Origin of the sequence: Chromobacterium vaccinii (assembly GCF_001855275.1) — a bacterium.
Lineage (GTDB): Bacteria > Pseudomonadota > Gammaproteobacteria > Burkholderiales > Chromobacteriaceae > Chromobacterium > Chromobacterium vaccinii.
The window spans coordinates 4,157,517-4,184,190 of sequence record NZ_CP017707.1 but is presented as its reverse complement, the minus strand read 5'-3'; the positions used below and the strand labels follow the sequence as shown (position 1 = coordinate 4,184,190).

Genomic DNA, 26,674 nt, shown 5'->3' with positions numbered 1-26,674 from the left:
CAATCGTCAATGCAGCGCATTGTAAATCTTTTCCGCCAGCGTCTGGCTGATGCCGTCCACTTGCGCCAGATCCTCCATGCTGGCCGCCGCCACGCCGCGCAATCCGCCGAAGCGGGTCAGCAGCTGCTGGCGCCGCTTGGCGCCGATGCCGGGAATCTCCTCCAGCGTCGACGCGGTGCGCGCCTTGGCCCGGCGCGCGCGGTGGCCGGTGATGGCGAAGCGGTGCGCCTCGTCCCGCACGGTCTGGATAAGATGCAGCGCCGGATGATCCTGGCGCAATTGTAGCGTCTTTTCCAGGTAAGGCAGGATCAGCGTTTCCAGGCCGGGTTTGCGCTCCTCGCCCTTGGCGATGCCGACGATGGGCAAATTCAGCCCCAATTCGCCCATCACCTCAAGCGCCACTCCCACCTGGCCCTTGCCGCCGTCGATGAACACCGCGTCCGGCAGCCGGCCTTCGCCTTCCGCCAGTTTGCCGTAGCGGCGTGACAGAACTTCGCGCATCGCGGCGTAATCGTCGCCGGGCGAAGCGGTGGTGATGTTGAAGCGGCGGTACTCGGTGGGCTGCATCGCGCCCTTGTCGTACACCACGCAGGAGGCCACCGTCGCCTCGCCCATGGTGTGGCTGATGTCGAAGCATTCGAAACGGCCCGCGTCCTCCAGTTCCAGCACCTCGTTCAACTGCGCCAGGCGCTGCGTCTGGGTGGCCTTGCTGCCCAGCTTCTGCTGGATGGCCAGATCGGCGTTCTTCTCCGCCATCTCCAGCCATACCCGGCGCTCGCCTATCGGATTGCCGACGATGTAGACCTTGCGGCCCGCGCGGGTCTGCAGAAAGGACTGCAGGGCTTCGTCCAGCTCGCCGTTGACCACCAGCGCGGCCGGCACCGCCGCGTGCTGGTAATGCTGGGCGACGAAGGCCTGCAGGATTTCCTCCTTGGTATCGGCCTCGCCGCCGACTGGAAAGTGGCTCTTGTCCCCCAGGTGGCGGCCGCCGCGTATCATCACCAGATTGACGCAGGGCATGCCGTCGCCCACCCGCGCCGCCACCACGTCGCAGTCCTGCTGGCTCTGGTTGCTGGCGACGAACTGCTTTTCCTGCACCCGCGCCAACGCCTGGATCTGGTCGCGCAGCTCCGCCGCCTGCTCGAACTCCATCGCTTCGGCGGCGGCGGCCATCCGTTCAGTCAGCGCGCCTATCAGTTCGCTCTGCTTGCCGTTGAGAAAGGCGACCGCGCTGGCCACGTCGGCCGCGTACTCGTCTTTGGAAATATGATCGACGCAGGGCGCGGAGCAGCGCTTGATCTGGTACAGCAGACAGGGGCGGGAACGGTTGGCAAACACCGCGTCCTCGCAAGTGCGCAGCCGGAACACCTTCTGCAAGATCTGTATGCTTTCGCGCACCGCGTAGCCGTTGGGATAGGGGCCGAAGTACTGGTTGGGCTTCTTCGGCTCGCCGCGATAATAGGCCATCTGCGGAAACGCGTGGCCGCTGAACATCAGATAAGGATAGGACTTGTCGTCTCGGAACAGGATGTTGTAGCGCGGCGCCAGCGCCTTGATCAGGTTGTTTTCCAGAATCAGCGCCTCGGCCTCGGTGCGGGTGACCGTGGTCTCGATGCTGGCGATCTGCCTGACCATCAACTGGATTCGGGGGCTGAGGTCGCTCTTCTGGAAATAGGAGCTGACGCGGCGCTTCAGGTCTATCGCCTTGCCGACGTACAGCACCTTGCCGCCCTCCCCCAGCATCCGGTAGACGCCGGGCAGCGCGGGCAGGTTCTGCAATACGTTCTGGTAATCGAATGCGGGCTTGGACACTATTTGGCGCACCAGGTCTGGACATCTTTCTGGGCCTGGCGGATCAGCTCGTTGCGCTGCGCGTCGGTGGCCAGCGCGGTGGAGCCCGGCATGCGGATGCGGCCGTTCAGCTGCAGCGTGGACAGATTGGTCTGCGCCGACTTGCAGTTCTGCTCCTTGATCTTGGCGTTGGCCGCGGAGATGGCGGCGTTGTCGGACGCCACCGCCTTGTTGTCGGTTTTCTTTTCCGCCTTCTTCTCGGCCTGGGGAGCGGAGGCTGGCGGCGCCGGCTGCGCGCGCACGTTCATCCGCCGCGCGTTCACGCTGGGCGGCGGCTGATCGGAATACACCTTGTTGCCGTTGGCGTCGGTCCAGGTGTAGACCTCGGCCGCGGCCAGGGCCGGCATCAGCGACGCCGCCAAAATCGTCCATACTAGAAAAGACTTCATCGTCACCATCCCGCCGCTGTCATCGCTTTATATCCGGATTGTAAAGCCTGCCTCCTGGCCGCGCAAAACGCCGCATTACGCTGTTTTTGCAGAACAGTTGACGATCCGGTATAATGCGGCTTTGCCGCCTAAGGAAATGCGATGCGCATCATCGAGAAAGCCTACACCTTCGACGACGTCCTCCTCGTCCCGGCCCATTCTGAAGTTCTGCCGCGCGACGTAGCGCTGAGCACCAAACTTACTCGCAACATCACCCTGAACCTGCCGCTGGTTTCCGCCGCCATGGATACGGTGACCGAAGCCCGCCTCGCCATCGCCATGGCTCAGGAAGGCGGCATCGGCATCGTGCACAAGAACATGGGCGCCGAGAAGCAGGCCGCCGAGGTTTCCAAGGTCAAGCGCTATGAGAGCGGCGTGGTGAAAGACCCGATCACCATCGCGCCGGACATGCTGGTGCGCGATCTGGTGCTGCTGACCCGCCAGTACAAGATTTCCGGCCTGCCGGTGATCGAAGACGGCAAGGTGGTCGGCATCGTCACCAACCGCGATCTGCGTTTCGAAACCCGTCTCGACCAGACCGTCGGCTCCATCATGACCCCGCGCGAGCGCCTGATCACCGTCAAGGAAGGCGCCAGCATCGACGAAGCCCGCGAACTGATGCACAAGCACCGCCTGGAGCGCGTGCTGGTGATCAACGACGCCTGGGAGCTGAAGGGCCTGATCACGGTCAAGGACATCATCAAGACCAGCGAACACCCGAACGCCAACAAGGATAGCCAGGGCCGCCTGCGCGTCGGCGCGGCCGTCGGCACCGGCGCCGACACCGAAGAGCGTGTCAAGGCGCTGGTGGCGGCCGGCGTGGACGTGATCGTGGTCGACACCGCCCACGGCCACAGCCAGGGCGTGCTGGACCGCGTGCGCTGGGTCAAGCAGAACTTCCCGCATGTCGAGGTGATCGGCGGCAACATCGCCACCGCCCAAGCGGCGCTGGACCTGGTCAAGGCCGGCGCCGACGGCGTCAAGGTCGGCATCGGCCCCGGCTCCATCTGCACCACCCGCATCGTCGCCGGCGTCGGCGTGCCGCAGCTGACCGCCATCCATAACGTGTCTGAAGCGCTGAAGGGCACCGGCGTGCCGATGATCGCCGACGGCGGCATCCGCTTCTCCGGCGACATCGCCAAGGCGCTGGCCGCAGGCGGCAACGCGGTGATGCTGGGCGGCATGTTCGCCGGCACCGAAGAAGCCCCGGGCGAAGTGGAACTGTTCCAGGGCCGTTCGTACAAGTCCTATCGCGGCATGGGTTCGCTCGGCGCGATGAGCCAGGGCTCGGCCGACCGCTACTTCCAGGACAGCTCCAACGCCGCAGACAAGTTCGTGCCGGAAGGCATCGAAGGCCGCGTGCCGTACAAGGGCCCGATCTCCCAGGTGATCCACCAGCTGGTGGGCGGCCTGCGTTCGTCGATGGGCTACCTCGGCTGCCCGACCATCGCCGACCTGCACCAGAAGGCGCAGTTCGTCGAAATCACCTCGGCCGGCATCCGCGAATCCCACGTCCACGACGTGCAGATCACCAAGGAAGCGCCGAACTACCACGTGGACCGCTAAGCCGGTTCGCCTGGTCGGACAAAAGCCCGCGTTTCACAACGCGGGCTTTTTTAGCGCGCAGGCCCGGTCAGGCCAGCGACAGCAGCAGCAGCGTTTTCAGCTCGGACGGCGGCGTGTCGTAGGGCGCATTCAGATACTCCTCCACGCAGGGCGTGTCCCCGGGCACCTCGCCGCTGGCCGGCAGCCAGTGGCGGTACAGCCAGTCCCAGCTCTCCTCCAGCTCCGCATAGGGCCCGGTATGCAGCAGGGCCGCGTAGCGCCCGGCTGGAATCTTGCCCCACTCGAAACCATCCACCTGCCGGTCCCACAGTCTTTCCGGCATGGTGGTGCAGGCGATGGATCGGCAGTCGGCCACCGGCGTCTGCGCCTGGTCGTCCAGATACATGCCGAAGCTTCTCCCCGGCGGGTCGCCGTCCTGCTGCGGCCCCTGGACGGCGCGCAGCGCGTCGAAGGCCTGGCCGATCTCCATATACGGTCCGCGATGATGGCGCATCAGCACCCTGACGGCATCCTTTTCCACAATCTCTACCTGACGCATGGTCCTCTCCCTTTGATTGAGAAACATGAGACGACGCTGGCGGTAGCGGCCCGGCGTCTCGCCGTAGCGGCCGGCAAAGGCGCGGATGAAGGCGGCGCTGCTGGCGAAGCCGGCCCGCGCCGCGATCCTGGCCAGCGGTTTGTCCGCCCTCCCCAGCTCGCCGGCAGCCCGATGCAGCAGCATGCGCTGCCGGCTCTCCATCACGGTTTCGCCCATCAGGTTGCGGTACAGCCGATGGAAGTGAAACCGCGAGAAGCAGGCCTCCTCCGCCAGCCGGTCCAGCAGCAGCGGCTCGTCCAGATGGCGCCACAGATAATCCAGCGCGCGCAGCAGGCGCACCGTGTACAAGGTGCCTGGGCCGAATTGCCGGTATGCGTGTCTCATGCGGATAGCCTAGGCGGTTTCGATTGATCGATCTTGCGGTTCATGCAACAGCAGCCATTGCATGCGCTGGCACAAGTCCACCACGTAGTCCCACACCACCCGGTAGCGCAGCGTGCGGCGGATGTTGCTGCGCGCGCTGATCCAGTAGGAGCGGACGATGCGCAGCTCGGGCAGGATCTGCGCCAGCCGCGGATCATCGTAAATCGTGTAATAAGGCAACACCGCGATGCCGCCGTCGGCCAGCGCCGCCTCCTTCTGCGCCACCACGCTGGTGCTGCGCAAGGGCATGCTGGGATGGCGGCACAGTCCATGGTGGTACATCAGCTCGCGGGTGAACAATAGGTCGTCGACATAGGCGAGGATGGCATGGCCGTTCAGATCCTCGCGCTCGTGTATCGGCGCATGGCCCGCCAGATAGGCCGGCGTGGCGTACAAGCCCAGGCAGTAATCGGTCAGCTTGCGCGTCACCACCATATTGGCCTGCGGCCGCTCCAGCGCGATGGCGATGTCCACCTCGCGGCTGGTGATGCTGACGAAGCGCGGCACCGCCACCAGGTCGATCTCCAATCCCGGATACTGCGCCATCAGCGCCGGCATGTGGCGGGCCAGAAACAGCGCGCCCAGCCCCTCCGGCGCGCCCAGCCTCACCACGCCGCTCACCTCGGCATGGCCCCTGCTGCCGCTGTCCAGCATCTGCGAAGCGGTGTTCTCCAGCGATTCGGCCAAGGGCAGCAACTGGCGCCCGGCGGCGGTCAGCATGTAGCCGTCCGCCTGCTGGATGAACAGCGGCTGGCCCAGCACCCGCTCCAGCGCGGCGATGTGGCGCGCCACCGTGGCATGGGTGGTGCCCATCTGCCGCGCCGCGCTCAACAGCTTGCCGCTGCGTTGCAAGGCCAGGAAAAAGCGGACATCGTTCCAGTCGAACATGGTCCTCCCCGCGATGGGTGTTGTGCGTTTGCACACGAAAACGGCGGCCAATTCGCCGCCGCCTGTTAAAAAATTAACATACGTTGTTTCCCGCTGGCTATTCCCAGCGGCCTCCGCTTCGGTTTAGATGCCAGCTACGACAACGACATGACCGGAGCATCCCGCCATGCTCAGCGGCGAATTCGACTACATCATCGTCGGCGCAGGCAGCGCCGGCTGCCTGCTGGCCAACCGCTTGTCCGCCGATCCGGACAAACGCGTGCTGCTGCTGGAAGCCGGCGGCAACGACGACTACCCGTGGATCCACATCCCTGTGGGCTACCTCTACTGCATCGGGAACCCCCGCACCGACTGGTGCTACCGCACCGCGCCGGAAGACGGGCTAGGCGGCCGCTCGCTGGGCTACCCGCGCGGCAAGGTGCTGGGCGGCTCCTCTTCGATAAACGGCATGATCTACATGCGCGGCCAGGCCGCCGACTACGACCACTGGGAGGCGCAGGGCAACCGCGGCTGGGGCTGGCGCGACGCGCTGCCCCACTTCATCGCCATGGAAGACCATTTCGACGCCGCGCGTCCGCTGCATGGCCATGGCGGCGAATGGCGGGTGGAGAGGCAGCGGCTGTCCTGGGAGATACTGGACGCCTTCCGCGCCGCAGCCGCCGAGCAGGGCATCGCTCCGACTGACGATTTCAATACCGGCGACAACGCCGGCTGCGGCTACTTCGAGGTCAATCAGAAAGGCGGCTGGCGCTGGAGCAGCGCGCGCGCTTTCCTGCGGCCGATCCGCGATCGCGCCAATCTCACGGTACTGACCGGCGCGGAGGCCGACCGGCTGATCCTGGAAAACGGCCGCGCCGCCGCTATCGCATTTATGCAACAGGGAATGCCGCTGCAGGCCCACTGCCGCGGCGAGATCATCCTCGCCGCCGGCGCCATCGGCTCTCCCCTTGTGCTGCAGCGCAGCGGCATCGGCCCGGCGCCCTTGCTGGCGAGCCATGGCATTGCGCCGCTGCGTATTCTGCCCGGCGTCGGCGCGAATCTGCAGGACCACCTGCAACTGCGGCTGGTGTTCAAGGTTCAAGGTGCCTCCACGCTGAACCGCCGCGCGGCCAGCTGGAGCGGCAAGCTGGCGATGGCCTGGGAATACCTGTGGAAGCGCGGCGGGCCGCTGTCGATGGCGCCCAGCCAGCTCGGCGCCTTCGCCCGCAGCGGCACTAACGTCGCCACGCCGGATCTGGAATACCATGTGCAGCCGCTGTCGCTGGAACGCTTCGGCGAGCCCCTGCACCCGTTCCCCGCCTTCACCGCCTCGGTGTGCCAGCTGCGGCCCGAGAGCCGCGGCCATGTCGCCATCGGCGGCGCTCGCCCGGACGCGCCGCCGCTGATCCAGCCCAACTATCTCAGCCATCCGCAAGACCAGCGCGTCGCCGCCGCGGCGATCCGCCTGACGCGCCGCATCGCCGCGTCGCCGGCTCTCTCGCGTTACCTGCCCGAGGAATACCGGCCCGGCCTGCAGTACCGGAGCGAGGAGCAGCTGATCGACGCCGCCGGCCGGATCGGCACCACCATCTTCCACCCGGTGGGCACCTGCAAGATGGGCCGCGACGAGCTGGCGGTGGTGGACGACAGGCTGCGGGTGCGCGGCATCGCCGGCTTGCGCGTGGCGGACGCGTCCATCATGCCCGCCATCACCTCCGGCAACACCAACAGCCCCACCCTGATGATCGCCGCCAAGGCGGCGCAGATGATAGAGCAGGACAACAAGCAAGCGGCGCCGATACGGACGCCGTCCCCACCCGCAAAGGAGACCTGGACATGAGCAACAGCATCGCATCGGCGGCTTCCACCGCCGGCATCAGCCGCGCCGAGCGCAAGGTGATACTCGCCTCGTCGCTAGGCACGGTGTTCGAATGGTACGACTTCTTCCTGTACGGGGCGCTGGCCGCCATCATCGGCAAGCAGTTCTTCTCCGGCGTCAACGAGACCACCGCCTTCATCTTCGCGCTGATGACCTTCGCCGCCGGCTTCGTGGTGCGGCCGTTCGGCGCGCTGGTGTTCGGCCGGCTAGGCGACATGGTGGGCCGCAAGTACACCTTCCTCGCCACCATCGTCATCATGGGCCTGTCCACCTTCCTGGTGGGCATGCTGCCCGGCTACGCCACGCTGGGCATCGCCGCGCCGCTGATCCTGGTGTCGCTGCGCATGCTGCAGGGCCTGGCTATCGGCGGCGAATACGGCGGCGCGGCCATCTACGTGGCCGAACACGCGCCGGACCACAAGCGCGGCGGCTACACCAGCTGGATCCAGGTCACCGCCGGCGCCGGCCTGCTGCTGTCGCTGCTGGTGATCCTGGCCTGCCGCAAGCTCACCGGCGACGCCTTCAACGAGTGGGGCTGGCGGCTGCCCTTCCTGCTGTCCATCTTCCTGCTGGCGATCTCCACTTGGATCCGGCTGTCGATGCAGGAGTCGCCGGCCTTCCTGAAAATGAAGGCCGAGGGCAAGCACTCCAAGGCGCCGATCAGCGAGGCCTTCGGCAACTGGGCCAACCTGAAAGTGGTGCTGATCTCGCTGTTCGGCTTCAACGGCGGCCAGGCGGTGACCTTCTACTGCGCGCAGTTCTACTCGCTGTTCTTCCTGACGCAGATCCTGAAAGTCGACCCGCAAACCGCCAACCTGATGCTGATCGCGTCGCTGATCCTGACCACGCCGCTGTTCCTGTATTTCGGCCACCTGTCCGACCGCATCGGCCGCAAGCCGGTGCTGATCGCCGGCCTGGCGCTGGGCCTGGCGCTGACCTTCCCCGCCTTCAGCTGGCTGACCGCCTACGCCAACCCGGACGTCGCCTCAGCCCAGTCCCGCGCCCCGGTGACGGTGGTGGCCGACCCGGCCAGCTGCCACTTCCAATTCGACCCCATCGGCAAAGCCAAGCTGAACACCCCGTGCGACCAGGCCAAGGCGCTGCTGGCCAAGAGCGGCGTGCCCTACCAGCAAAAAGCCGCGCCGGCCGGCGTCACCGAAGTCCACATCGGCGCAACCGTGCAACAGGGCTTCGACAAGAAAGCGCTGCAGGACGCGCTGAAAACCGCCGGTTATCCGGACAAGGCTGACCCGGCCAAGATCAACCACGCGATGGTGATCCTGGTGCTGGTGCTGCTGTCGGTGATCTCGGCGCTGACCTACGGCCCGCTGGCCGCGATGATGGTGGAACTGTTTCCCACCCGCATCCGCTACACCTCGATGTCGCTGCCCTATCACCTGGGCAACGGCTGGATCGGCGGGCTGATGCCGACCGTCGCCTTTTCGCTGGTGGTCTATACCGGCGACATCCTGTACGGCCTGTGGTACCCGATCGTGGTCTACGCCGTCAGCCTTGTTGTAAGCCTGCTCTTCCTGAAGGAAACCTTTCGCAACGACATCCATCGCCACTGAACCTTAAGCACACCCCATCGCCACCGCACCTTGCCCCCGCGGCCGCCCCCTCCACCGAGGGGGCTTTTGCTTCCTCGCCATCGGCAGCCCTCTCCCAGAAAAGCCATGGCTCGCGCGCCAGCCCCTCCGTCGTTCCCCGGCACAGCCAAAAATCAAGCAATCCCGCAAAAATGCAATAACTTGAAATTATCCCTGCCGAAAAGCCGCCCTCCGCGGCGCCAATCAAAGCCGCGCGCTGCGGCCAGCTCGCTATTTTTAAATTATTATTATTAATAATTCAATTAAACATAGGCTTGATGTTTACAATTCCTATGCCTATACTTTGCCTAACAGAACAAATTAAATATAAACGAATTAATTTAAATAATTTGTTTATAAACCCACGAACAACAGCTCGCGGGCCGCCAACAGGGAGACTCAAATGAAAAAAGCCATACTGACTCTGGCAGCGCTGGCCGCTCTGCAATCCGGCTTTGCCATGGCCTCCAACGGCGGCACCGTCAACTTCAGCGGCTCCATCGTCAAGGAACCTTGCGCCCAGAACAGCAGCACCTTGCTGAGCTACGCGCAAAATCCCCGCCAATACCAGGCCGCCCGCAAAATGGCGTCCGGGCAATCCTGCTCCGGCATGGACAATACCCAGTCGCTGAGCATCGCCGCCGTCAACATGGCCGGCTCGACCGCTCAAAGCAACGGACAACTGGTCACCATCGTCTACAACTGACCCGACACCACGCAAAAAAGCCTTCGGCCATTTGGCCGAAGGCTTTTTTCATTGTCGCCGCAGACTGATCGGCTATTGGTACAACATGTCGATCGTGATCGCCGTCTGCAGGCTGCCCGCCACCACGTTGGCCGTCCGCATGTACTCCGCAAACACGCCCAGCTGCGCCATCTGCGACTGCACGTTCACCACCCGGGTGTTGTTGGTGTTGTTGGCGCCGATATTGGCGCCGTCGGCCGAACTGCCAAAGTTGATGGCGACGCCCTGAGCCGAGCCGCCGGTATTGGCGAACAGCACCGGATTGTTCGAGTCGGCCGTGCCCGAGAAGCGGAAAGTCGCCGTCCTCACGCCGGTGGAGCAATTGGCGGCCGTGATGGTGAAGGCATAGCGGGATAGCGCGCTGCCCACCGACGCGAACTGGCCGCTGGCCACCGTGGGCAGATTCACCGTGTACTGCCCGTTCGCGCTCAGATCGCAGGTGCCGCCGGGCGTGAAGGTGACGCTGCCGTTGATCAGCTGATTGAAGTTGATGCCGGGCGCGGCATTGATGCCGCCGATGCCGTCCAGTTGGAATACCGAATACTGGTTGACCGAAGAAGTCCCGCTGGACGGCGCGCCAGTGGTCTTCAGCAACACGATGGAATACTGCAAGACCCGATTGACGGAACCGCCCCTCGGCACATAGATGCCGGTATCGATAGCGCCGCTGCTCTGGGTGTAAGTCTGGCCATTGAAGATGATGCCGATCTGCAAGCCGGGGGCCAAAGCCACTCTCTTCGGATTCACCCAGAAATACACGTTCTCGCCTATGCTCTGCGAGCAGTACAGGCTCAGATTCTGCAATGATGACTGCCAGATGATGGTGCCGGCCGGCGCGTTGGCGGAGACGAACAAATTGCCCGGCAGATTGAAAGTGGAGGTGACGTTGCCGGAACTGTTGCTGCCGTTCCAGCATCCCAGCGCATGGCTGGTCAGCGGCATGGCCAGCATCAGCGCCAGCAGCCATCCATATATTCCGCGGCAGATCAGTTTCTTCATTTTCCTATCGCTTTCCCGGTATCTCTAGTGGCTCGCGCCAAACATCACAGCGGCTCGCAAACGGCATCGGTCCGCATATAGGCCGCGTCGCCCGTCTTCTGCGGCAACTGGTAGCTGAAACGGCATTGCTGGCCGGCGTCGCTGCCCCAGCTCGCCGTCAGCGGCTTGCCTTCCACCCCGCGCAGGAAGGCGCGTCCGCCCTGCCCCACCATGGTGAGGAAATCGTCGCCGCCGCTGACCGTCGCGCCCACCGGCAGATGGCTGCCGTCCGGCCGCTTCAGCGTCACGATCACCGGCTTGCCCTGCTGGGTGTTGAATTTCAGCATCACGATGGCGCCGGCGCGCGGCGCGTCCTGCACGCTGGTTTCCTGCAATTCCACGTCTTGATCCATGCCCTTCGGATCCAGCGTGATCTCGTTGCGGCGGTACGGCATCAGCGAGGACACCACCGCGTAGCCGTTCTTGTTGACGCGCACGCCGTTGGTGTTGCTCACCGCCGCGCCCTCGGCTCCCGGTGCCTCCACCACGGCGAAGGATTCACCCAGCGACTGGGCCGCCGTCACGCCGCCCGGATGGAACACCAGCGCGCCGCTGATGCCGGCATTCGCCTGGGAGTTGCCGCCGCTCGAGCTCGCTCCCGCGGTCAGCGTCGCCACCGAGGTGGCATACTGCACGCTGCCGCCGCCGCCGCTGCTGTTGGCACCGGCGCTGCTGCGATTGCCGCTGGCGTAGACGTTGTAGCTGAGGTTGCGCAATTCGCCGGTGGTGCCGCTCAGATTGATCTGCGCGTTGCCGCTGCGATCGCTGCTGCCGCTGACGCTGGTGCTCAGCAGCGGGGAATACGGCTCGCGGCCCAGCGGCATTGACAGGCTCAGCATGTACTGGTTGACGATGCGGCCGGTCGAATCCTGGGTGCGGCCGGCGGACAGGTTCAGGCTCACCGACTTGAAGCTGTTGCTGTAACCCAGCTGATAAGTCAGATCCCGGCCCTTCTGGTTCCAGTAATCCTGGGTGGAGCCGGTGAAGAACAATTGTCCGCGGCCATCGCCCAGCGGCTGGTCGGCATTGAGCTGGAATTTGTTCTTGGCGCGGTAAACCACGCCGACCTGGTTGATCAGGTTGGCGTAGTCGCGCAGTTCCAGATAGCCATCGGTGGAGAAGCGATAGGCGGCGACCGTGAAGTTGGTGCGCGTCGACTCCATCAGCTTGCTGTAGGTCACCCGATAGCTCTGGCCCTGCATATTGGCGGCGCTGGCGTTGTACGGCAGATTGCTGGCCCAGGACTGGGTGACATCCAGCGCCAGTGCGCCCAGCGGCGTATTGACGCCGGAGCCGAACAGCGCCGACTGGTAATGGTCGGCGGCGATCAGGCCGCCGTACAGGGTCAGGCTGTTGCTGATGCCGCGCTGGTAGGTCGCCTGCACGAAATCGGGCCGCTTGTTGAGCGAGTTGTCGCGCCATTGCGCCGCGGTGATCGCATAGCGCGATTGTCCCTCGCGCAGCAGTTGGGGCACGGCGGCGTAAGGCACGACGAATTTTCGCACGCGGCCGTCCGCCTCGGTGACCGTCACTTCCAGGTCGCCGGAGAAGCCGGTGTTGTAGAGATCGTCGATGCTGAACTCGCCCGGCGGCACCACATTTTCGTAAATCAGATTGCCGTTCTGGCGAATCGATACTTTGGCGTTGGTCTCGGCGACGCCGCGCACCACCGGAGCGTAGCCCTGCATCGACTCCGGCAACATCCGGTCGTCGGAGCTCAGCTGCACGCCGCGGAAGGGCACGCTGCTGAACATGTCTGAGGGCGTGAAGTAATCGCCCAGGGTCAACACCGAGTGCCAGTCGGTCACATCGCGCTGGGTGTAGGCTGACGCGCCCTGGTAGTTGCGCTGGCTCCGGCCGTTGCCGCTGTCCTGCTGCGTCAGCGAGCCGTTATAGCGGAAGCGCCACAAGCCGATGTTCAGGCCGGCGTTGGCGCCGAAATAATATTGCGTCGACTTGCCGGCGCCGCCGTTGTCGTAGCGATAGCCATTGGCGTTGTAATTGAGGAAGCCGGCGAACGGCGCGCCGGCGTCCCAGTATTCCGGCGCGACGTAGCCGCGCGCCTGGGCCCGCATGTATTTCTGCGGAATGCTGACATCCAGGCGCAGATCCGAGCTGTTGAAGCTGGAGAATGCGCCGGGCACCACCGTGGCGATGTCGACGCAGCGGGCGGGCTCATCCCGTCCCGGGACGCCGGCCGCATTCCCCACCTTCGTGAAATCCACGCCCAGCTCATCCATCATCGCGCGGTTGAAGCAGGCCAGCACCTTGCCTTCAGCCAGCTCCTTCATCTGCACGTCGCGGCGGCCTATCCAGACGGCATTGGCGTAGACGTCGGCGCGGTAATTGCCGGGAAAAGCACCGCCCATCTGGTTGAAGCGGGAAAGATCGACTTTTTTCCCGTTGGAATTCTGATTGATGAAGACTGGATTGAATTGCACATCACCCAGCGCGGCGTTTTCCGCCGCGGACGTATCCGCCAAGGCAGCCTGGCCGCCGAACAAGCCGAAAATCAACAAGCTGAGCGGGCTAAGGGCCCAGCTGTTATCGGACTGTCGTGTCATCAAGTGCTTCATGGCTAGATCGTCTCCTGCGGGAGCGCGCAGCCCCGGCAGGCCTACGCTGGAATTATCAGGGAGCTAAGGGCGCGCTGTGCATGACTGGGGCGCCGTAATCGTTGATGCTTTCGTAGGTGAGCTTCGCGCCTGCGTCCGGCTTGAGCTTCAAGTCCTTCAGCGCGAAGTCGTGGCTGCCGCCCGGCGGCACCATGCCGCCATCGGTTTCGTACTCATGCTTGCCCACCAGCAGCATCGCCCGGTTCAGCGAGACGTTGTACGCGGCGCGGTTGGACGCGCGCAGCATGTAGCCCTTGCCGCCGGCCTGCGGCAGCAAAGACCAGGAAAGCTTGTCGGCTGCATCGTCCGGCGTGCCCGGCAGGCCGGCGGGACGATAGAACAGCTTGATGCGGGAACGGAAAGCCACTTGCATGAAATTGCGCTGCTCGTTGCCGGCCTTCGGCAGCGGCGGCACATCCAGCACATTCAGCCAGAACACCGACTCGCGTTCTTTGGGCAGATCGGCGCCGGTGAAGGTCAGGCGCAAGGTTTGGCCTTTGGCCGGGTCCACGCGGAAAATCGGCGGCATGATCAGGAAAGGCGCGTCGGCGGTGTCTGGAACGGATTTCTCGTTGCCGCTGTCGGCCCACACCTGCACCAGGGACGGTTCCTTGCCCGGGTTGTTGACCTTGACGGTCACTTCGCGGTCTTCCGCCTTGTACACGACGCGGGTTCCGGAAATCACCACGCCGGCCGAGGCCGCACTGGTCCATACCGAGCCGGCGATCGCCAGGGCGAGCGCTCCTCGCCATACTGCTTGTTTCATTTCCTAACCCGCCTCCATGCAAAAGATGCCGGCGGGCGGCTCGCGGGCCGCCTGCCGGATGACGCCTGTTACTGGTAGGTCATCGAGTACTGAACGCTGGTGTTCACCGAACCCGCGCCAGCCGCGCCGGTGGCGATGTACTGGGCGTAGTAGCCCATCGTGGCGGCGCCGCCGCTGATGGCGACTTGCTGCGAGTTGGCGTTGGTGCTCAGGTTGATGGCGTTGAAGGTGTTGTTCAGCAGCTGAACTTCAACGTTGGAAGCCGAGCCGGCGCCGGTGCTGTTCAGCAGGTTGCCGGAAGTCGGGTTCACGGTCGGGCCCACTTCGAAGCGGGTCTGCGCGCTCTTCAGGCTGGACGGGCAGTTGCTCAGGTTGATCGCGAACGGGGTGGCGCCGGCGGTCTGGCCGGTGCTGGCCAGCGAGGAAGCGCCCACGGTCGGCAGGTTCACGGTGACGTTGGAGCCGGAAGTGCCGGCGATGGTGCAGGTCTGGGCAACGATGTTTCCAGTGACGGTGATTTTGCCGTCAGCGGCCATGGCGCCGGAAGAGTACACGCCCAAGCCGATCAAAGCTGCAGTTACGATCTGTTTCATTTAATAGTCTCCGTTGAAATTGCAGGCAGTGCATTTGCCCGATTGCCTGCCCGCAGGGGGCAGAAGTTGAAGAGCTGTCCGACACGTCAAGGCATCTTCGGCAATCTTGCGATCCCTGCCTGCACTTGAGATGTTCCGGCGCCGAGCCCGTCCGAAGCCGGCTTCGCTGCCGCCAATTTTCAATAAAACAATAATCAGATTTCACAAAACACATCAAATCTAATCAAAGCCATCTGACAGTCGTTCGTCATCAGATTGAAAAAAAGAGGTGGGCAAAACCCTGAAGATCGGCGGCGGACGTCGTTGAAAACGGCCGTCTTTCGCCTTCCATGGCTGGACAATGCTCAGCTTCATCGCATCTGGCATCCCTTGCCGGGAACCTCCGCTTGCGCGGTTTAGCTGCGATATGGACGTAAGGTTAAATCAAAAAAGACATAACTTTCAACATCTTCTTACTTGAGCATTTATGTAAAAATTAAAATCAATCCATTGATTAAAAAGGATTTTTATCAAGATAACAGTTTGTCATGGCTGTACTGGCGTGTCGCATTCTTGCATCAAATTAACAACATTTTAAACTTTTAATTTAATAAATACGCCAAATTCCAAAGAAAAGGCAAACCATAATGACATTTTCATTTCCATTACCAATAATGCCCGAGCCGCCACTATCCGCACTGTCATCGCGCAGTTAGACTGAACGGCTGCGCACCGAACGGAACCCGCCCGACATGACCCCCTCCTCCAGCCAATACCTGACGCTCAATCAACGCCGCTGCCACCTGCGCCGCTGGGGCGACGACGACGCGCCGCTGCTGGTGCTGCTGCACGGCTGGATGGACAGCTCCGCCACGTTTCAATTCATGGTGGACGCGCTGCAAGGAGAGTGGCGGGTCGTCGCGCCCGACTGGCGCGGCTTCGGCGATAGCCAATGGAATGACGGCAGCTATTATTTCCCCGACTACCTGGCCGACCTCGACGATCTGCTGCGCCAACTGTCGCCGGACCAGCCGGTCAACCTGCTGGGACACAGCATGGGATCGATGATCGCCGGCATCTACGCCGGCGTCTGCCCGCAAAGAGTGGCGAAGCTGGTGCTGGCCGAAGGCTTCGGCCTCAACCCCACCCGGCCGGCCGAGGCGCCAGGCCGTTACGGCCGCTGGCTGCGGGAAACCAGCCAAGCGATCGGGTTCGAACCGATGGAAAGGCCGGAGCAGGCGGCGAGCAAGCTGATCGCCCGCAATCCGGGTTTGACGCCCGAGCGGGCGCGCTGGCTGGCCGCGGAGCTGACCCGGCCGGTAGACGGCGGCGTGGTCTACCGCGCCGACCCGCGCCATAAAATGGTCAACCCAGTGCTGTATCGGCTGGAGGAGGCGATGGCCTGTTGGCGCCGCATCACCGCGCCGGTGCTGTGGCTGCTGGGCGAGCAGCCGTTCGGCCACCCCGTCGTCAGCGACGTGATGGCCACGCTGGACCAGCGCCGCGCCTGTTTCGCCCGCCTCAGCGAGGCCACGATCACCGGCGCCGGCCATATGCTGCAATGGGAGAAACCGGAACAAATGGCTGCCGAAGTCGAACGCTTCCTGCTGCGGCAAGACTAAGCGCCGCCGACAAAGCCTCGCAGAGAAGCTGAGCCAAGGCGCGCCGACGCAAGCAATGCCAGTGGTACGACAAGGAGGCGCAACGCGGGATCAGGGGTTTTGTTCGCGTGTCGAAAAGGGCAGTAACGGCTCCGGCCCCCTGCGGCTAGCCCAGATAGCGCGCTTCCAGATGAGCGCGGTAATGCGCCGGATTCAACGCTTCGCCGGTGGCGCGCCTGACCAGTTCCTCGGTGGTCCAGCGGCTGCCCTGGGTCCAGATGTTTTCGCGCAGCCAGCCGAACACCGGCTCCAGCTCCCCCCGGCCGATCTTGTCGTCCAGCCCCGGCTCCCGCCGCCGCAGCGTCGCGAAATACTGCGCCGCGTACATCGCGCCCAAGGTATAGCTGGGGAAATAGCCGAAAGTGTCGGTCCAGTGGATGTCCTGCAGACAGCCGTCGCGGTAGTTTCCGCGCGTGTCCACGCCCAGGTAGGCCATCATCTTTTCATCCCATAGCGCCGGCACGTCTTCGGCTTCGATCTCGCCGTCGATCAGCGCTCGCTCGATCTCGAAGCGCAGGATCACGTGCGCCGGGTAGCACAGTTCGTCGGCGTCGACGCGGATGTAGCCGGGTTCGACCCGGGTGAACAGCTTGGCCAGGTTGTCGGCGTCGAAGGCCGGCTGAGCGCCGAAATGGCGGCGCAGCATCGGCGCCAGCAATTGCAGGAAGCCGCGGCTGCAACCCAGTTGCATTTCGAACGACAGGCTCTGGCTCTCGTGTATGCCCATCGAGCGGGCGCGGCCGACCGGCAGCGACAGCAAATCTCGCGGCAGGCCCTGTTCGTAGCGGGCGTGGCCGGTCTCATGAATGATGCCCATCAGGCTCTGGACGAAATCGTCGTCGCGGTAGCGGGTGGTGATGCGCACGTCCTCGGGCACGCCGCCGCAGAACGGGTGGGCGCTGACATCCAGCCTGCCGCCGTCGAAATCGAATCCCAGCAGCCTCATCGCTTCCAGGCCCAATTCGCGTTGCCGCTCGACCGGAAACGGCCCCTGCGGCCGGATCACCGCCTCGCCGGCCTGCTTGGCGCGGACCTGGGAGATCAAGCCGGGCAGCCAGGTCTTCACGTCGTCGAAGATGCGCGCGATCTCGGCGCTCTTCACGCCCGGCTCGTACTTGTCCAGCAACGCGTCGTAACGGCTGACGCCGTTGGCCTCGGCCAGCAGCGCCGCCTCTTGCCGCGCCAGCCTCAGCACCTCGCGAAAATTGGGCAGGAACCCCCGCCAGTCATTATTCTTGCGCTGGCTGCGCCAGGCATGCTCGCAGCGCGCGGCGGCCAGCGTTTTGGCCTCCACCAGCTCGGCGGGCAGCAAGTTGGCCTGCCGCCATTCCCGGCGCATCTCGCGCAGATTGGCGCGTTGCAACTCGTCCAGATCCTCCCGCTCGGCTCGGCTCAGCTGCTGCGCCAGCTCCGGAGCGGTGATCAACTGATGCATCAGCACCTGCAGCTCGGCCTGGGCGGCGGCGCGCGCCTCGTTGCCCTTGGCCGGCATCATCGCCGCCTGATCCCAGCTGGCGATGGAACCTAGATGGCCGAAATGATGCAGCCGTTGAAAAGTGCGGGTCAGGCTCTGATAGGCCGTCTGATGTCCCATCGCATTCTCCTTTGTGTAGAAAACGCATGTTCACATCGCCAGCCTAGCGGGTCAATCATGGGAATTCATCCATATGAACAAAGGATGGAAAGCGCAACGCGCATGGCAGGCACAAAAGCAACTGATGAGTTTTACTCACCAAAATCCTTCACCGCGCCCCGCTTTTCCGATGATGGGAAAAAGGGAAGGACTGCCAGTAGCCGAAATACTCGCGCACCAGCGCCAGTAGCTGTTGCCTGGCAGCAGCGTCCGCCAGATGCTGTAACAGCGCGTCCACCGCCATCCGGTAATGGCTGGAGGTGGGAGGATGGGGATCGAGCAGGAAAAGCAAGGCCTTGAGCAGATGTTCGCGCTGAAGGATATCGGCCTCGCCGGCGCCGTCTTCGAACGATTTGCCCAGATACAGGCCCAGCGAGGGCGGAAAACGCGAAAAGCCGGATTCGCGCATCGCGCCCAGCAGCGCGTTGAAATCGCCATGCCAGGGAAAATCCGGGTTATGGATGGAAAAGCCGGCGCGGGCCGTCATTTCCACCATTTTCTTCATGTCGTCGAGCCAGAAATAATAGAACTCGCGGGCGCAGGTGATGGCCAGCACTCGCTCGGATTGCCCGCAATCCGCGACGAAGCCCCCGACATGGGCGTGATAATCGCCGGAAGTCCGCTTCGCGCCGGCAAGCCGGGCCAGCAAACGCCCCAGCATTTCCCGCCGCGCCGCCACCACCCCGTCGTCGGCGCCCAGCCGGGCAATCAGCTTCAGATAGGCATCCAGCGTCGCCTCGCGGGGATTCATGCCCCAGCCCTCGCAACCATCGCACTCTCCCATGGCGGCGGAAACGCCGCGCCTCCGATAGCGATAACGCAGCCGGAGCCGGCAGGAGGACAGGCGGCGCTAAACGCGGCGCGGACGCAGCGCCAGCCGCAGATCCCGTCCCACATTGCCGATGTCGGCGATATCCAGCTCGATCTTGTCGGCCAGATCCTCCAGCGCCGGCCAGGCGAACAAGCCGCGCGCGGCGTCGCCGGCCAACGACGGCGCCAGGTACAGCACGATCTCGTCCACCAGCCCGGCGCGCAACATGGCGCCGTTGAGGCCGGCGCCGGCCTCCACCATCAGTTCGTTGATGCCGCGCCCGGCCAGTTGCGCCAGCAGATCGGCCAGATCGGCCTTGCCATCGCGGCGCGCCAGCGCCAGGACATCCACCCCGCGTTCGCGGAACGCGGCCAAGCGGCCCTCGTCCGTCTCGCAGCTCGCCAGCAATGCGCCGCCATCCTGGTAGACGCGCGCGCCGGCATCGGTGCGCAAATCGCCGTCCAGCACCACCCGCCAGGGCTGCGCCGCCACCTGCAGCTCGCGCACGGTCAATTGAGGATCGTCGGCCAGCACGGTGCCGCTACCGGTCAGGATCGCGCCATGCGCGGCGCGCAGCCGCTGCACGTCCATCCTCGCCTCCGGCCCGGTGATCCATTTGCTGCGGCCGTTCAGCAACGCGGTCTTGCCGTCCAGCGTGGAGGCGGCCTTCAGCGTCACCCAGGGCCGGCCGCGCTCGACGCGCGACAGGAAGCCGCGGTGCGTCCAGCGCGCCTCGGCCTCCATCAACCCCGCCGACGCCTCGACGCCGGCCGCGCGCAGCATGGCGATGCCTCGGCCCGCCACTTCATGATAGGGGTCCACCATCGCCGCCACCACCCGCGCGACGCCTTCGGCGATCAGGCGCGCCGCGCACGGCGGCGTGCGGCCATGGTGGCTACACGGTTCCAGCGTCACGTAGGCGCTGGCGCCGCGCGGGCTTTCGCCCCGCGCGAGACAGTCCTTGATCGCCTGGATTTCGGCATGGTCGCCCCCCACCGCCAGCGTCGCGCCCTCGCCCACCACCCGGCCGTTGTTGACCAGCACGCAGCCGACGCCGGGGTTCGGCGCCGCCCGCCGCGTCGCGCCCTCGGCCAGGCGCAGCGCGCGCTGCATGTACAGGTAGTCGTCGGCGCTATAGTCCGTCATGTTCGATTCTTCCACTCATCGGCCAGCAGGCCGTAGCAACGCATATTCCAGAAGCGGCCGCCCAGGAACTGCGCGTCGCGCAGCTCCCCCTCCAGCCGGAAACCCAGCCGCTCGGCGACGCGGCAGCTGCGCAGATTCTCCGGCGCGCAGCCCAGCTCCAGCCGGCGCAGCGCCAGGTCTTCGAACGCGTAGTTCAACAATAGCGTCAACGCGCGCGACATCACGCCCCGGCCGACGTGGCTGTCGGCCAGCCAGTAGCCGAGGCGGGCATAGCGATGGACGGCGCTGATGCCGTGCAGCGAACAAATGCCGGCGATTTCGCCATCCGCCAGAATCACCCGGTGCGCGCAGCGTCCCTCGTCATTGCCTTGTGCCTGCAAGCGCAGGAAGGCTTCGGTGTCCGCCGCCGATCGCGGCCTGACGATGCCCGCCAACCATTGCGACAAGGTGCCGCGGTGGCGTTCGATCAACGCGTAGATTCGCTCGGCGTCGCGCGCCGGCTCCGGCGGGCGGATCTCCACCGCGCTCATCGCCGCGCCCGCCAGTCGCCGGCCAGCATGCTGTACTGGCAAGCATCGTGATAACGGCCATGCAGATACAGCCCCTCGCGCTGCGCGCCCTCGCGGACGAAGCCCAGGCGCTCGGCCACGGCGCGGCTGCGGGTATTGTCCACGCCCGCCAGGATGGCGATCCGGTTCAACTCCAGCGCGCCGAAACCCGCATCCAGGGCTTGTGCCGCGGCTTCGCCCATCACGCCCTCGCCGACGAAGCGGTCGGCCAGCCAGTAACCAAGAAAGCCGGAGCGATGCAGCTTGCTGATGCCGTGGATGTCGATGCAGCCGGCCAGTTCGCCGTTCCGCTCAACCAGCCAGGACGCGCAGACCGCGCCATTGCGCGCGCCATCGGCGATGCCGGCCAGGAACTGCCGGCTATCCTCAACGCTGCGGGTGGCGTCTACCCAGGGCAGCCAGACGCGCAGCGTGCCGCGGCTTTCGTCTATCAATGCGAACAGCCGCTCGGCGTAGGCAACGTCGGGCGGCAGCAGGGCAACGCGTGTCTGGGCAATGGCGGTCATGGCGTCTCTAAAAATGACAATTAAATTACCCAGCCTAATCAACCCAATACCGGACTGTCAATGCGACGACTTCTGGATTTCCTTGATCGCGTCGGTGAATTCGGAAATATCCTGGAAACTGCGGTAAACCGACGCGAAACGCACATAAGCCACCTTGTCCAGGCGCGCCAGCTCGTTCATCACCATCTCGCCGATCTGGCGGCTGCTGACCTCGCGCTCGCCCAGCTGCAGCAGCTTGTGGCAGATGCGGTCTATCGCCTCGTCCACCAGCGTGGTGGACACCGGCCGCTTGTGCAGCGCGCGCAGGAAGCTGGTGCGCACTTTCTCGATGTCGAACTCGGACCGGTGGCCCGCGGTCTTCACCACCTGCGGCATGCGCACGTCGGCAGTCTCGAAGGTCGTGAAACGCTTGTCGCAGGCCGGGCAGCGGCGACGGCGGCGGATGCTGCTGCCGTCCTCGCTGACGCGGGAGTCGATCACCTGGGTGTCCGAGTTGCCGCAAAACGCGCATTTCATGACAATAATCCTGTGGGTTGCAATAGTTGGATGTTATCAGCAATGCCGCTCGCCCGCACCGCCGGCCATGGCTCGAGCCGGTCCTGGCAAAGAAAAAGCCGCCCCTGCGGGCGGCTTTTATGCATCCGGGCGAGCCGGCTGATTACTTGGCGTACACCGGGAAACGGTGGCACAGCGCGGTGGCCTTCTCGGCGATGCGGGCGATCAGCGCGTCGTCGTTCGGATTGTCCAGCACGTCGGCGACCATATTGGCCACTTCGATGGCCTCGGCTTCCTTGAAGCCGCGGGTGGTGATGGCCGGGGAGCCGATGCGGACGCCCGAGGTGACGAACGGGGTTTCCGGATCGTTCGGGATCGAATTCTTGTTGACCGTGATGTGGGCGCGGCCCAGCAGCGCGTCGGCTTGCTTGCCGGTCAGGCCCTTGGGGCGCAGGTCGACCAGGAACACGTGGCTCTCGGTGCGGCCGGACACGATGCGCAGACCGCGCTCGGCCAGGGTCTTGGCCATGATGGCGGCGTTCTTCAACACCTGCTGCTGGTATTCCTTGAACTCCGGCTGCAGCGCTTCCTTGAAGGCGACGGCCTTGGCGGCGATCACGTGCTCCAGCGGGCCGCCTTGCAGCGTCGGGAACACATTGCTGTTGATGCTCTTCTCGAACTCGGCCTTGGCCAGAATGATGCCACCGCGCGGACCGCGCAGGGTCTTGTGGGTGGTCGAGGTGACGAAGTCGGCGTGCGGCACCGGGTTCGGGTACAGGCCCGCGGCCACCAGGCCGGCGTAGTGAGCCATGTCCACCATGAAGTAAGCGCCGACCTTCTTGGCGATCTGGCCCATGCGCTCGAAGTCGAAACGCAGCGCGTAGGCGGATGCGCCGCCGATGATCAGCTTCGGCTTGGTTTCCATCGCCACGCGCTCCATGTCGTCGTAGTCGATTTCTTCCTTGTCGTTCAAACCGTAGGCGACGATGTTGAACATCTTGCCGGACAGGTTGGCCGGGGAGCCGTGGGTCAGGTGGCCGCCGTGGCCCAGGTTCATGCCCATCACGGTGTCGCCCGGCTTCAGGATGGAGAAGTACACCGCCTGGTTGGCCTGGGAGCCGGAGTGCGGCTGGACGTTGGCGTATTCGGCGCCGAACAGCTGCTTGACGCGGTCGATGGCCAGTTGCTCAACGACATCCACATGCTCGCAACCGCCGTAGAAGCGCTTGCCCGGATAGCCTTCGGCGTACTTGTTGGTCAGCTGGGAGCCTTGGGCTTCCATGACGGCCGGGCTGGTGTAGTTTTCCGAGGCGATCAGCTCGATGTGATCTTCCTGGCGTTGGCATTCAGCCGCGATGGCGGCGGCGAGTTCTGGGTCGAATTTGGCGATCGTCTGGTCAGCAGCGAACATCTTTGACTCATCCATCAAAGGGTTAACGATCCGGGCATTCTACACGAAATGCCCGGATCGAAACCTTAACGTGAAGCAAGCTCGCCCAGGCTGCGTCGCGCCCCTCACACCGCCCAACAGGAGCAGCCCAAAGCGCCGAAAAAGCCCTTGGCATCCGATACCGGCAGCTCCGCGCCCCAGGCCCGCGCATGCTGGTGGCCGTGCATGCCGCAGGCGCTGGCGCAGCCGCAAGCGGCGGAGGCCTGGCGATGCAGCGAATGGCGGCCGGAGCCTTGCGGATCGCCCCAGGCGGCGTAGCCCTTGAAGGTCCGCGCCGGCGACCAGTCCGGCATCGCCGGCGGCAAGGGATTGTCGTCCAGCTCGGCGAAACCGCCCGCGGCGTAAACGACGCGGCCGCCCACCATGGTCAGCTCGGACACCAGGAAGGAGATGTCGTCCTCCGGGCAGGAAAAGAAATCCCGGTCCGGCACGACCAGATCTGCCAGCTGGCCCACTTCGATGCGGCCGCGCCCGCCCTCCTCGTTGGTGAACCAGGCCAGGTTCTCGGTCCACATCCGCAACGCGGTTTCGCGGTCCAGGCAGTTGCGCTGCGGATAGAGCCGCAAGCCGCCGACAGTCTTGCCGGTGATCATCCAGGCCAGCGACACCCAGGGATTATAGGAGGCGACGCGGGTGGCGTCGGTGCCGGCCGACACCTTCAAACCCTTGTCCAGCATGCGGGCGATGGGCGGCGTCGACTCGGCCGCCGCCGCACCGTAGCGCTCGACGAAATACTCGCCCTGGTAGGCCATCCGGTGCTGCACCGCGATGCCGCCGCCCAGCGCGGCGATGCGGTCCATCGAGCGCTCGGAAATGGTCTCGGCGTGGTCGAAAAACCAATTCAGCCCTTGCAGGGGGATGTCGCGATCCACCTTCTCGAACACGTCCAGCGCGCGGGAGATGGTTTCGTCGTAAGTGGCATGCAAGCGCCACGGCCAGCGGTTCTGCGCCAGGATGCGCACCACTTCTTCCAGTTCGCCCTCCATTTCCGGCGCCATGTCGGGACGTGGCTGGCGGAAGTCCTCGAAATCGGCGGCGGAAAACACCAGCATCTCGCCAGCGCCGTTGTGGCGAAAATAATCGTCGCCCTGCTTGTAGCGGACGCTGCCGGTCCAAGCCAGGAAATCCTCCTTTTCCGCCTTCGGCTTCTGGGTGAACAGGTTGTAGGCCAACCGCACCGTCATCTGCCCGGAATCGGCCAGTTGCCGGATCACCTCGTAATCATCCGGGTAGTTCTGGGAGCCGCCGCCGGCGTCGATGACGCCGGTCACGCCCAGCCGGTTCAGTTCGCGCATGAAGTGGCGGGTGGAGTTGAGCTGGTAGTCGAACGGCAGCTTGGGGCCCTTGGCCAGCGTCGCGTACAGGATGGCGGCGTTGGGCTTGGCCAGCAGCAGGCCGGTGGGATTGCCGTTGCCGTCACGGACGATCTCGCCGCCCGGCGGCGCCGGCGTATCGCGGCCGTAGCCCACGGCGCGCAGCGCCGCGCCATTGAGCAAGGCGCGATCGTACAAATGCAGCAGGAAAACCGGCGTGTCCGGCGCGGCGGCGTTGATCTCGTCCAGCGTCGGCAACCGTTTCTCGACGAACTGGTGCTCGGTGAAGCCGCCCACCACCCGCACCCATTGCGGAGCGGGCGTGACGGCCACCTGCCGCCGCAGCATGTCCATCGCGTCGGCCAGCGAGCGCACGCCGTCCCAGCGCAGCTCCATATTGAAGTTGAGCCCGCCGCGCACCAGGTGGGTGTGGTTGTCGATCAGGCCGGGCAACGCGCGCCGCCCCCTGAGGTCGACGACGCGGGTGGCCGCCCCGGCCAGCGCCATGATCTCGGCCTCCTCCCCCACCGCCAGGAAACGGCCATCCTTGACGGCGACGGCGCTTGCCTGCGGTCGCCGCCGGTCCAGCGTGGCGATGCGGCCATTGCGCAGAATCGTATCAGCTGTAGCCATGATGGCTTCTCCCCTGGATATCGGCCGCCGCCGGCGGATAGACGCGGCCGGCAGCGGCGCGGCGATCAGCCTTCGTGGCCGCCGAACATGGTTTTGGCGTAACGGATGCCCAGGCCGTAGCCGCCGCCCAGCTTGGCGGCGATGCCGGTGGTCAGCTCATAGGTGTCGGCGCGCGCCCAGTCGCGCTGCAGCTCCAGCAGGTACTGCAGCGAGGTGATGGGCCGCGCGCCGGCCTGCACCATGCGCTGCATCGCGCGCTCGTGCGCCTCGGTCGAGATGTCGCCGCAAGCGTCGGCGATCACGTAGACCTCGAAACCCTGGTCCAGCGCGGACAGCGCCGGACCGACGATGCAAACGCTGGTCCACAGGCCGGCCAGCACGATGCGGCTCTTGCCGATCTGATTGACGCGGGCGATCACCGCGGCGTCTTCCCAGGTGTTCATCGACGTGCGGTCCAGCATGCGCAAGTCCGGGAACGGCGCGGTCACTTCGTCGAACATCGGACCGGAAAAGCTTTTCTCCGCGACGGTGGTCAGGATGGCGGACACGCCGAATCCGGCGGCGGCGCTGGCGACCAGGCCGGCGTTGTTGCGCAGCGTCGGAATATCGATGGAATGGGTGGCGAAGGCCATCTGCGACTGGTAGTCGATCATGATCAGCGTGTGGTCGCGCGGAGTCAGCAGCAAGGGGCTGGGCGCGGCTGTAGCGGTCGGTTTCATCACGGTTTCTCCATTGTAAATATGCCGGCGGCCGGTTCGATGGACGGGCGTCGGCGGGGGGCCGCCGCCCCACCGCTCGCCAAACGCGTCATTCCCGGGTGTCCACCAGGATCAGTTCGGCATCCTCGCCGGCCTCGACGCGAACCAGGTCCTCGTCGCGGATGGCCGCGCCGTCGCCTGTCTGCAGCGCCACGCCGTTCACCAGGGCCGATCCGGCGGACAGCGCCAGATAGCCGCGACGGCCGGCGCCCAGCCGGTAGTCGGCGCTTTCGCCGGCCTTCAGCGTGGCGCCCAGCACGCGGGCGTCGGCGCGGATCGGCAAGGCCCCGTCATCGCCGGCCATGCCGCTGGCCAGCGCGACGAAGGCGCCGGAGCGGTCGGCCTTGGGAAAAGGCTTGCTGCCCCAAGACGGCTCGCCGCCTCGGCTGTCCGGGTAGATCCAGATCTGGAAGATGCGGGTGGCGACAGGCTCCAGGTTGTATTCGGAATGGACGATGCCGCTGCCGGCGCTCATCACCTGCACGTCGCCAGCCTCGGTGCGGCCGCGGTTGCCCAGATTGTCCTGATGGCTGATCGCGCCTTCGCGGACATAGGTGATGATTTCCATATCGGCGTGCGGATGCGGGGCGAAGCCGCCGCCGCCGGCGATGGTGTCGTCGTTCCACACCCGCAACGCGCCCCAGTGCATGCGCGCCGGGTCGCGGTAGTCGGCGAAGGAGAAATGGTGTTTGGCGTCGAGCCAGCCGTGATGGGCTGCGCCCAGGCTGGCGAAGGGTCGGCGTTCGATCATGGCTTGCTCCTGCGATGGCGGAAGAATGATGTAGCCACTATAAACAGCCGGCATCAGGATTAAAATGGAAT

The 26,674-nt window shown here is 64.9% G+C and carries 23 protein-coding genes; 5 read left to right on the top strand and 18 right to left on the bottom strand.

Translation table 11 applies throughout. The features are described 5' to 3' along the window. Window positions 1–6 precede the first annotated feature (6 nt). Both uvrC and BKX93_RS19435 read right to left on the bottom strand, forming a co-directional pair. Complete coding sequence (gene uvrC, locus BKX93_RS19440) at window positions 7–1,812, bottom strand: excinuclease ABC subunit UvrC (RefSeq protein ID WP_082113719.1); 1,806 nt, start codon at window positions 1,810–1,812, stop codon at window positions 7–9. Continuing rightward, window positions 1,812–2,240: a DUF4124 domain-containing protein gene (locus BKX93_RS19435; RefSeq protein ID WP_046157152.1), complete on the bottom strand. Its 429-nt coding sequence runs from the start codon at window positions 2,238–2,240 to the stop codon at window positions 1,812–1,814. The genes uvrC and BKX93_RS19435 overlap by 1 nt, the downstream gene beginning before the upstream one ends. 141 nt (window positions 2,241–2,381) lie before the next feature. Here BKX93_RS19435 and guaB point away from each other — a divergent pair, with 141 nt between their 5' ends. Further along, window positions 2,382–3,845 (top strand): IMP dehydrogenase, encoded by a 1,464-nt coding sequence (gene guaB / locus BKX93_RS19430; RefSeq protein ID WP_046157122.1) that lies wholly within the window; start codon window positions 2,382–2,384, stop codon window positions 3,843–3,845. 67 nt (window positions 3,846–3,912) lie between these two features. On the opposite strand, the gene BKX93_RS19425 is transcribed toward guaB, so the two are convergent. Next, complete coding sequence (locus BKX93_RS19425) at window positions 3,913–4,767, bottom strand: AraC family transcriptional regulator (RefSeq protein WP_070980962.1); 855 nt, start codon at window positions 4,765–4,767, stop codon at window positions 3,913–3,915. A 9-nt stretch (window positions 4,768–4,776) separates the two neighbouring features. Next, window positions 4,777–5,694 carry a LysR family transcriptional regulator gene (locus BKX93_RS19420; RefSeq protein WP_070980961.1) on the bottom strand — a complete coding sequence of 306 codons (918 nt, stop codon included), beginning with the start codon at window positions 5,692–5,694 and terminating at the stop codon, window positions 4,777–4,779. A 166-nt stretch (window positions 5,695–5,860) separates the two neighbouring features. Here BKX93_RS19420 and BKX93_RS19415 point away from each other — a divergent pair, with 166 nt between their 5' ends. The 3 genes from BKX93_RS19415 to BKX93_RS19405 all read left to right on the top strand — a co-directional run bounded on the left by BKX93_RS19415 (window position 5,861) and on the right by BKX93_RS19405 (window position 9,847). Next, window positions 5,861–7,513, top strand: a complete 1,653-nt coding sequence (locus BKX93_RS19415; RefSeq protein WP_070980959.1) for a GMC family oxidoreductase — start codon at window positions 5,861–5,863, stop codon at window positions 7,511–7,513. After that, window positions 7,510–9,123 (top strand): MFS transporter, encoded by a 1,614-nt coding sequence (locus BKX93_RS19410; RefSeq protein WP_046157126.1) that lies wholly within the window; start codon window positions 7,510–7,512, stop codon window positions 9,121–9,123. The genes BKX93_RS19415 and BKX93_RS19410 overlap by 4 nt, the downstream gene beginning before the upstream one ends. 421 nt (window positions 9,124–9,544) lie before the next feature. Beyond that, complete coding sequence (locus BKX93_RS19405) at window positions 9,545–9,847, top strand: hypothetical protein (protein WP_046157127.1); 303 nt, start codon at window positions 9,545–9,547, stop codon at window positions 9,845–9,847. Between the two features lie 72 nt (window positions 9,848–9,919). On the opposite strand, the gene BKX93_RS19400 is transcribed toward BKX93_RS19405, so the two are convergent. The 4 genes from BKX93_RS19400 to BKX93_RS19385 form a co-directional block, all read right to left on the bottom strand. Continuing rightward, the gene (locus BKX93_RS19400) at window positions 9,920–10,885 is read right to left on the bottom strand and encodes a fimbrial protein (RefSeq protein ID WP_046157128.1); all 966 of its coding nucleotides are present in this window, start codon (window positions 10,883–10,885) and stop codon (window positions 9,920–9,922) included. A 44-nt stretch (window positions 10,886–10,929) separates the two neighbouring features. Then, window positions 10,930–13,500 carry a fimbria/pilus outer membrane usher protein gene (locus BKX93_RS19395; protein ID WP_145929342.1) on the bottom strand — a complete coding sequence of 857 codons (2,571 nt, stop codon included), beginning with the start codon at window positions 13,498–13,500 and terminating at the stop codon, window positions 10,930–10,932. A gap of 55 nt (window positions 13,501–13,555) precedes the next feature. Next, complete coding sequence (locus BKX93_RS19390) at window positions 13,556–14,305, bottom strand: fimbrial biogenesis chaperone (protein WP_046167448.1); 750 nt, start codon at window positions 14,303–14,305, stop codon at window positions 13,556–13,558. A 68-nt stretch (window positions 14,306–14,373) separates the two neighbouring features. Continuing rightward, complete coding sequence (locus BKX93_RS19385) at window positions 14,374–14,898, bottom strand: fimbrial protein (RefSeq protein WP_046157131.1); 525 nt, start codon at window positions 14,896–14,898, stop codon at window positions 14,374–14,376. A gap of 731 nt (window positions 14,899–15,629) precedes the next feature. Between BKX93_RS19385 and BKX93_RS19380 the strand changes: the two genes are divergently transcribed. Next, window positions 15,630–16,499: an alpha/beta fold hydrolase gene (locus BKX93_RS19380; RefSeq protein WP_070980957.1), complete on the top strand. Its 870-nt coding sequence runs from the start codon at window positions 15,630–15,632 to the stop codon at window positions 16,497–16,499. A 145-nt stretch (window positions 16,500–16,644) separates the two neighbouring features. Here BKX93_RS19380 and BKX93_RS19375 read toward each other — a convergent pair whose 3' ends face one another. The 10 genes from BKX93_RS19375 to BKX93_RS19330 form a co-directional block, all read right to left on the bottom strand. Then, window positions 16,645–18,132 (bottom strand): carboxypeptidase M32, encoded by a 1,488-nt coding sequence (locus tag BKX93_RS19375; RefSeq protein WP_070980955.1) that lies wholly within the window; start codon window positions 18,130–18,132, stop codon window positions 16,645–16,647. Between the two features lie 148 nt (window positions 18,133–18,280). After that, complete coding sequence (locus BKX93_RS19370; protein ID WP_070980953.1) at window positions 18,281–18,922, bottom strand: hypothetical protein; 642 nt, start codon at window positions 18,920–18,922, stop codon at window positions 18,281–18,283. 99 nt (window positions 18,923–19,021) lie between these two features. Further along, window positions 19,022–20,128: a bifunctional diaminohydroxyphosphoribosylaminopyrimidine deaminase/5-amino-6-(5-phosphoribosylamino)uracil reductase RibD gene (gene ribD / locus BKX93_RS19365; protein WP_070980951.1), complete on the bottom strand. Its 1,107-nt coding sequence runs from the start codon at window positions 20,126–20,128 to the stop codon at window positions 19,022–19,024. Next, window positions 20,125–20,658, bottom strand: coding sequence for a GNAT family N-acetyltransferase (locus tag BKX93_RS19360; protein WP_070980949.1), 534 nt, complete (start codon window positions 20,656–20,658; stop codon window positions 20,125–20,127). The genes ribD and BKX93_RS19360 overlap by 4 nt, the downstream gene beginning before the upstream one ends. Next, the gene (locus BKX93_RS19355) at window positions 20,655–21,203 is read right to left on the bottom strand and encodes a GNAT family N-acetyltransferase (protein ID WP_070980947.1); all 549 of its coding nucleotides are present in this window, start codon (window positions 21,201–21,203) and stop codon (window positions 20,655–20,657) included. Before BKX93_RS19355 ends, BKX93_RS19360 begins: the two co-directional genes overlap by 4 nt. 57 nt (window positions 21,204–21,260) lie before the next feature. Beyond that, window positions 21,261–21,719: a transcriptional regulator NrdR gene (gene nrdR, locus BKX93_RS19350; protein ID WP_021476991.1), complete on the bottom strand. Its 459-nt coding sequence runs from the start codon at window positions 21,717–21,719 to the stop codon at window positions 21,261–21,263. A gap of 142 nt (window positions 21,720–21,861) precedes the next feature. Next, the gene (glyA, locus tag BKX93_RS19345) at window positions 21,862–23,109 is read right to left on the bottom strand and encodes a serine hydroxymethyltransferase (protein WP_046157138.1); all 1,248 of its coding nucleotides are present in this window, start codon (window positions 23,107–23,109) and stop codon (window positions 21,862–21,864) included. Between the two features lie 104 nt (window positions 23,110–23,213). After that, window positions 23,214–25,094: an amidohydrolase gene (locus BKX93_RS19340; protein ID WP_070980945.1), complete on the bottom strand. Its 1,881-nt coding sequence runs from the start codon at window positions 25,092–25,094 to the stop codon at window positions 23,214–23,216. A gap of 65 nt (window positions 25,095–25,159) precedes the next feature. Further along, window positions 25,160–25,813, bottom strand: a complete 654-nt coding sequence (locus BKX93_RS19335) for a hydrolase (RefSeq protein ID WP_046167456.1) — start codon at window positions 25,811–25,813, stop codon at window positions 25,160–25,162. 88 nt (window positions 25,814–25,901) lie between these two features. Then, complete coding sequence (locus tag BKX93_RS19330; protein ID WP_046167457.1) at window positions 25,902–26,603, bottom strand: pirin family protein; 702 nt, start codon at window positions 26,601–26,603, stop codon at window positions 25,902–25,904. Window positions 26,604–26,674: the final 71 nt, after the last annotated feature.

Excerpts from the sequence above, each read along its gene's own strand:
- BKX93_RS19435 (WP_046157152.1), bottom strand. The coding sequence starts at position 2,240 with ATGAAGTCTTTTCTAGTATGGACGATTTTGGCGGCGTCGCTGATGCCG.
- guaB (WP_046157122.1), top strand. The coding sequence starts at position 2,382 with ATGCGCATCATCGAGAAAGCCTACACCTTCGACGACGTCCTCCTCGTC.
- BKX93_RS19425 (WP_070980962.1), bottom strand. The coding sequence starts at position 4,767 with ATGAGACACGCATACCGGCAATTCGGCCCAGGCACCTTGTACACGGTG.
- BKX93_RS19420 (WP_070980961.1), bottom strand. The coding sequence starts at position 5,694 with ATGTTCGACTGGAACGATGTCCGCTTTTTCCTGGCCTTGCAACGCAGC.
- BKX93_RS19415 (WP_070980959.1), top strand. The coding sequence starts at position 5,861 with ATGCTCAGCGGCGAATTCGACTACATCATCGTCGGCGCAGGCAGCGCC.
- BKX93_RS19410 (WP_046157126.1), top strand. The coding sequence starts at position 7,510 with ATGAGCAACAGCATCGCATCGGCGGCTTCCACCGCCGGCATCAGCCGC.
- BKX93_RS19405 (WP_046157127.1), top strand. The coding sequence starts at position 9,545 with ATGAAAAAAGCCATACTGACTCTGGCAGCGCTGGCCGCTCTGCAATCC.
- BKX93_RS19400 (WP_046157128.1), bottom strand. The coding sequence starts at position 10,885 with ATGAAGAAACTGATCTGCCGCGGAATATATGGATGGCTGCTGGCGCTG.
- BKX93_RS19395 (WP_145929342.1), bottom strand. The coding sequence starts at position 13,500 with ATGAAGCACTTGATGACACGACAGTCCGATAACAGCTGGGCCCTTAGC.
- BKX93_RS19390 (WP_046167448.1), bottom strand. The coding sequence starts at position 14,305 with ATGAAACAAGCAGTATGGCGAGGAGCGCTCGCCCTGGCGATCGCCGGC.
- BKX93_RS19385 (WP_046157131.1), bottom strand. The coding sequence starts at position 14,898 with ATGAAACAGATCGTAACTGCAGCTTTGATCGGCTTGGGCGTGTACTCT.
- BKX93_RS19380 (WP_070980957.1), top strand. The coding sequence starts at position 15,630 with ATGACCCCCTCCTCCAGCCAATACCTGACGCTCAATCAACGCCGCTGC.
- BKX93_RS19375 (WP_070980955.1), bottom strand. The coding sequence starts at position 18,132 with ATGGGACATCAGACGGCCTATCAGAGCCTGACCCGCACTTTTCAACGG.
- BKX93_RS19370 (WP_070980953.1), bottom strand. The coding sequence starts at position 18,922 with ATGAATCCCCGCGAGGCGACGCTGGATGCCTATCTGAAGCTGATTGCC.
- ribD (WP_070980951.1), bottom strand. The coding sequence starts at position 20,128 with ATGACGGACTATAGCGCCGACGACTACCTGTACATGCAGCGCGCGCTG.
- BKX93_RS19360 (WP_070980949.1), bottom strand. The coding sequence starts at position 20,658 with ATGAGCGCGGTGGAGATCCGCCCGCCGGAGCCGGCGCGCGACGCCGAG.
- BKX93_RS19355 (WP_070980947.1), bottom strand. The coding sequence starts at position 21,203 with ATGACCGCCATTGCCCAGACACGCGTTGCCCTGCTGCCGCCCGACGTT.
- nrdR (WP_021476991.1), bottom strand. The coding sequence starts at position 21,719 with ATGAAATGCGCGTTTTGCGGCAACTCGGACACCCAGGTGATCGACTCC.
- glyA (WP_046157138.1), bottom strand. The coding sequence starts at position 23,109 with ATGTTCGCTGCTGACCAGACGATCGCCAAATTCGACCCAGAACTCGCC.
- BKX93_RS19340 (WP_070980945.1), bottom strand. The coding sequence starts at position 25,094 with ATGGCTACAGCTGATACGATTCTGCGCAATGGCCGCATCGCCACGCTG.
- BKX93_RS19335 (WP_046167456.1), bottom strand. The coding sequence starts at position 25,813 with ATGAAACCGACCGCTACAGCCGCGCCCAGCCCCTTGCTGCTGACTCCG.
- BKX93_RS19330 (WP_046167457.1), bottom strand. The coding sequence starts at position 26,603 with ATGATCGAACGCCGACCCTTCGCCAGCCTGGGCGCAGCCCATCACGGC.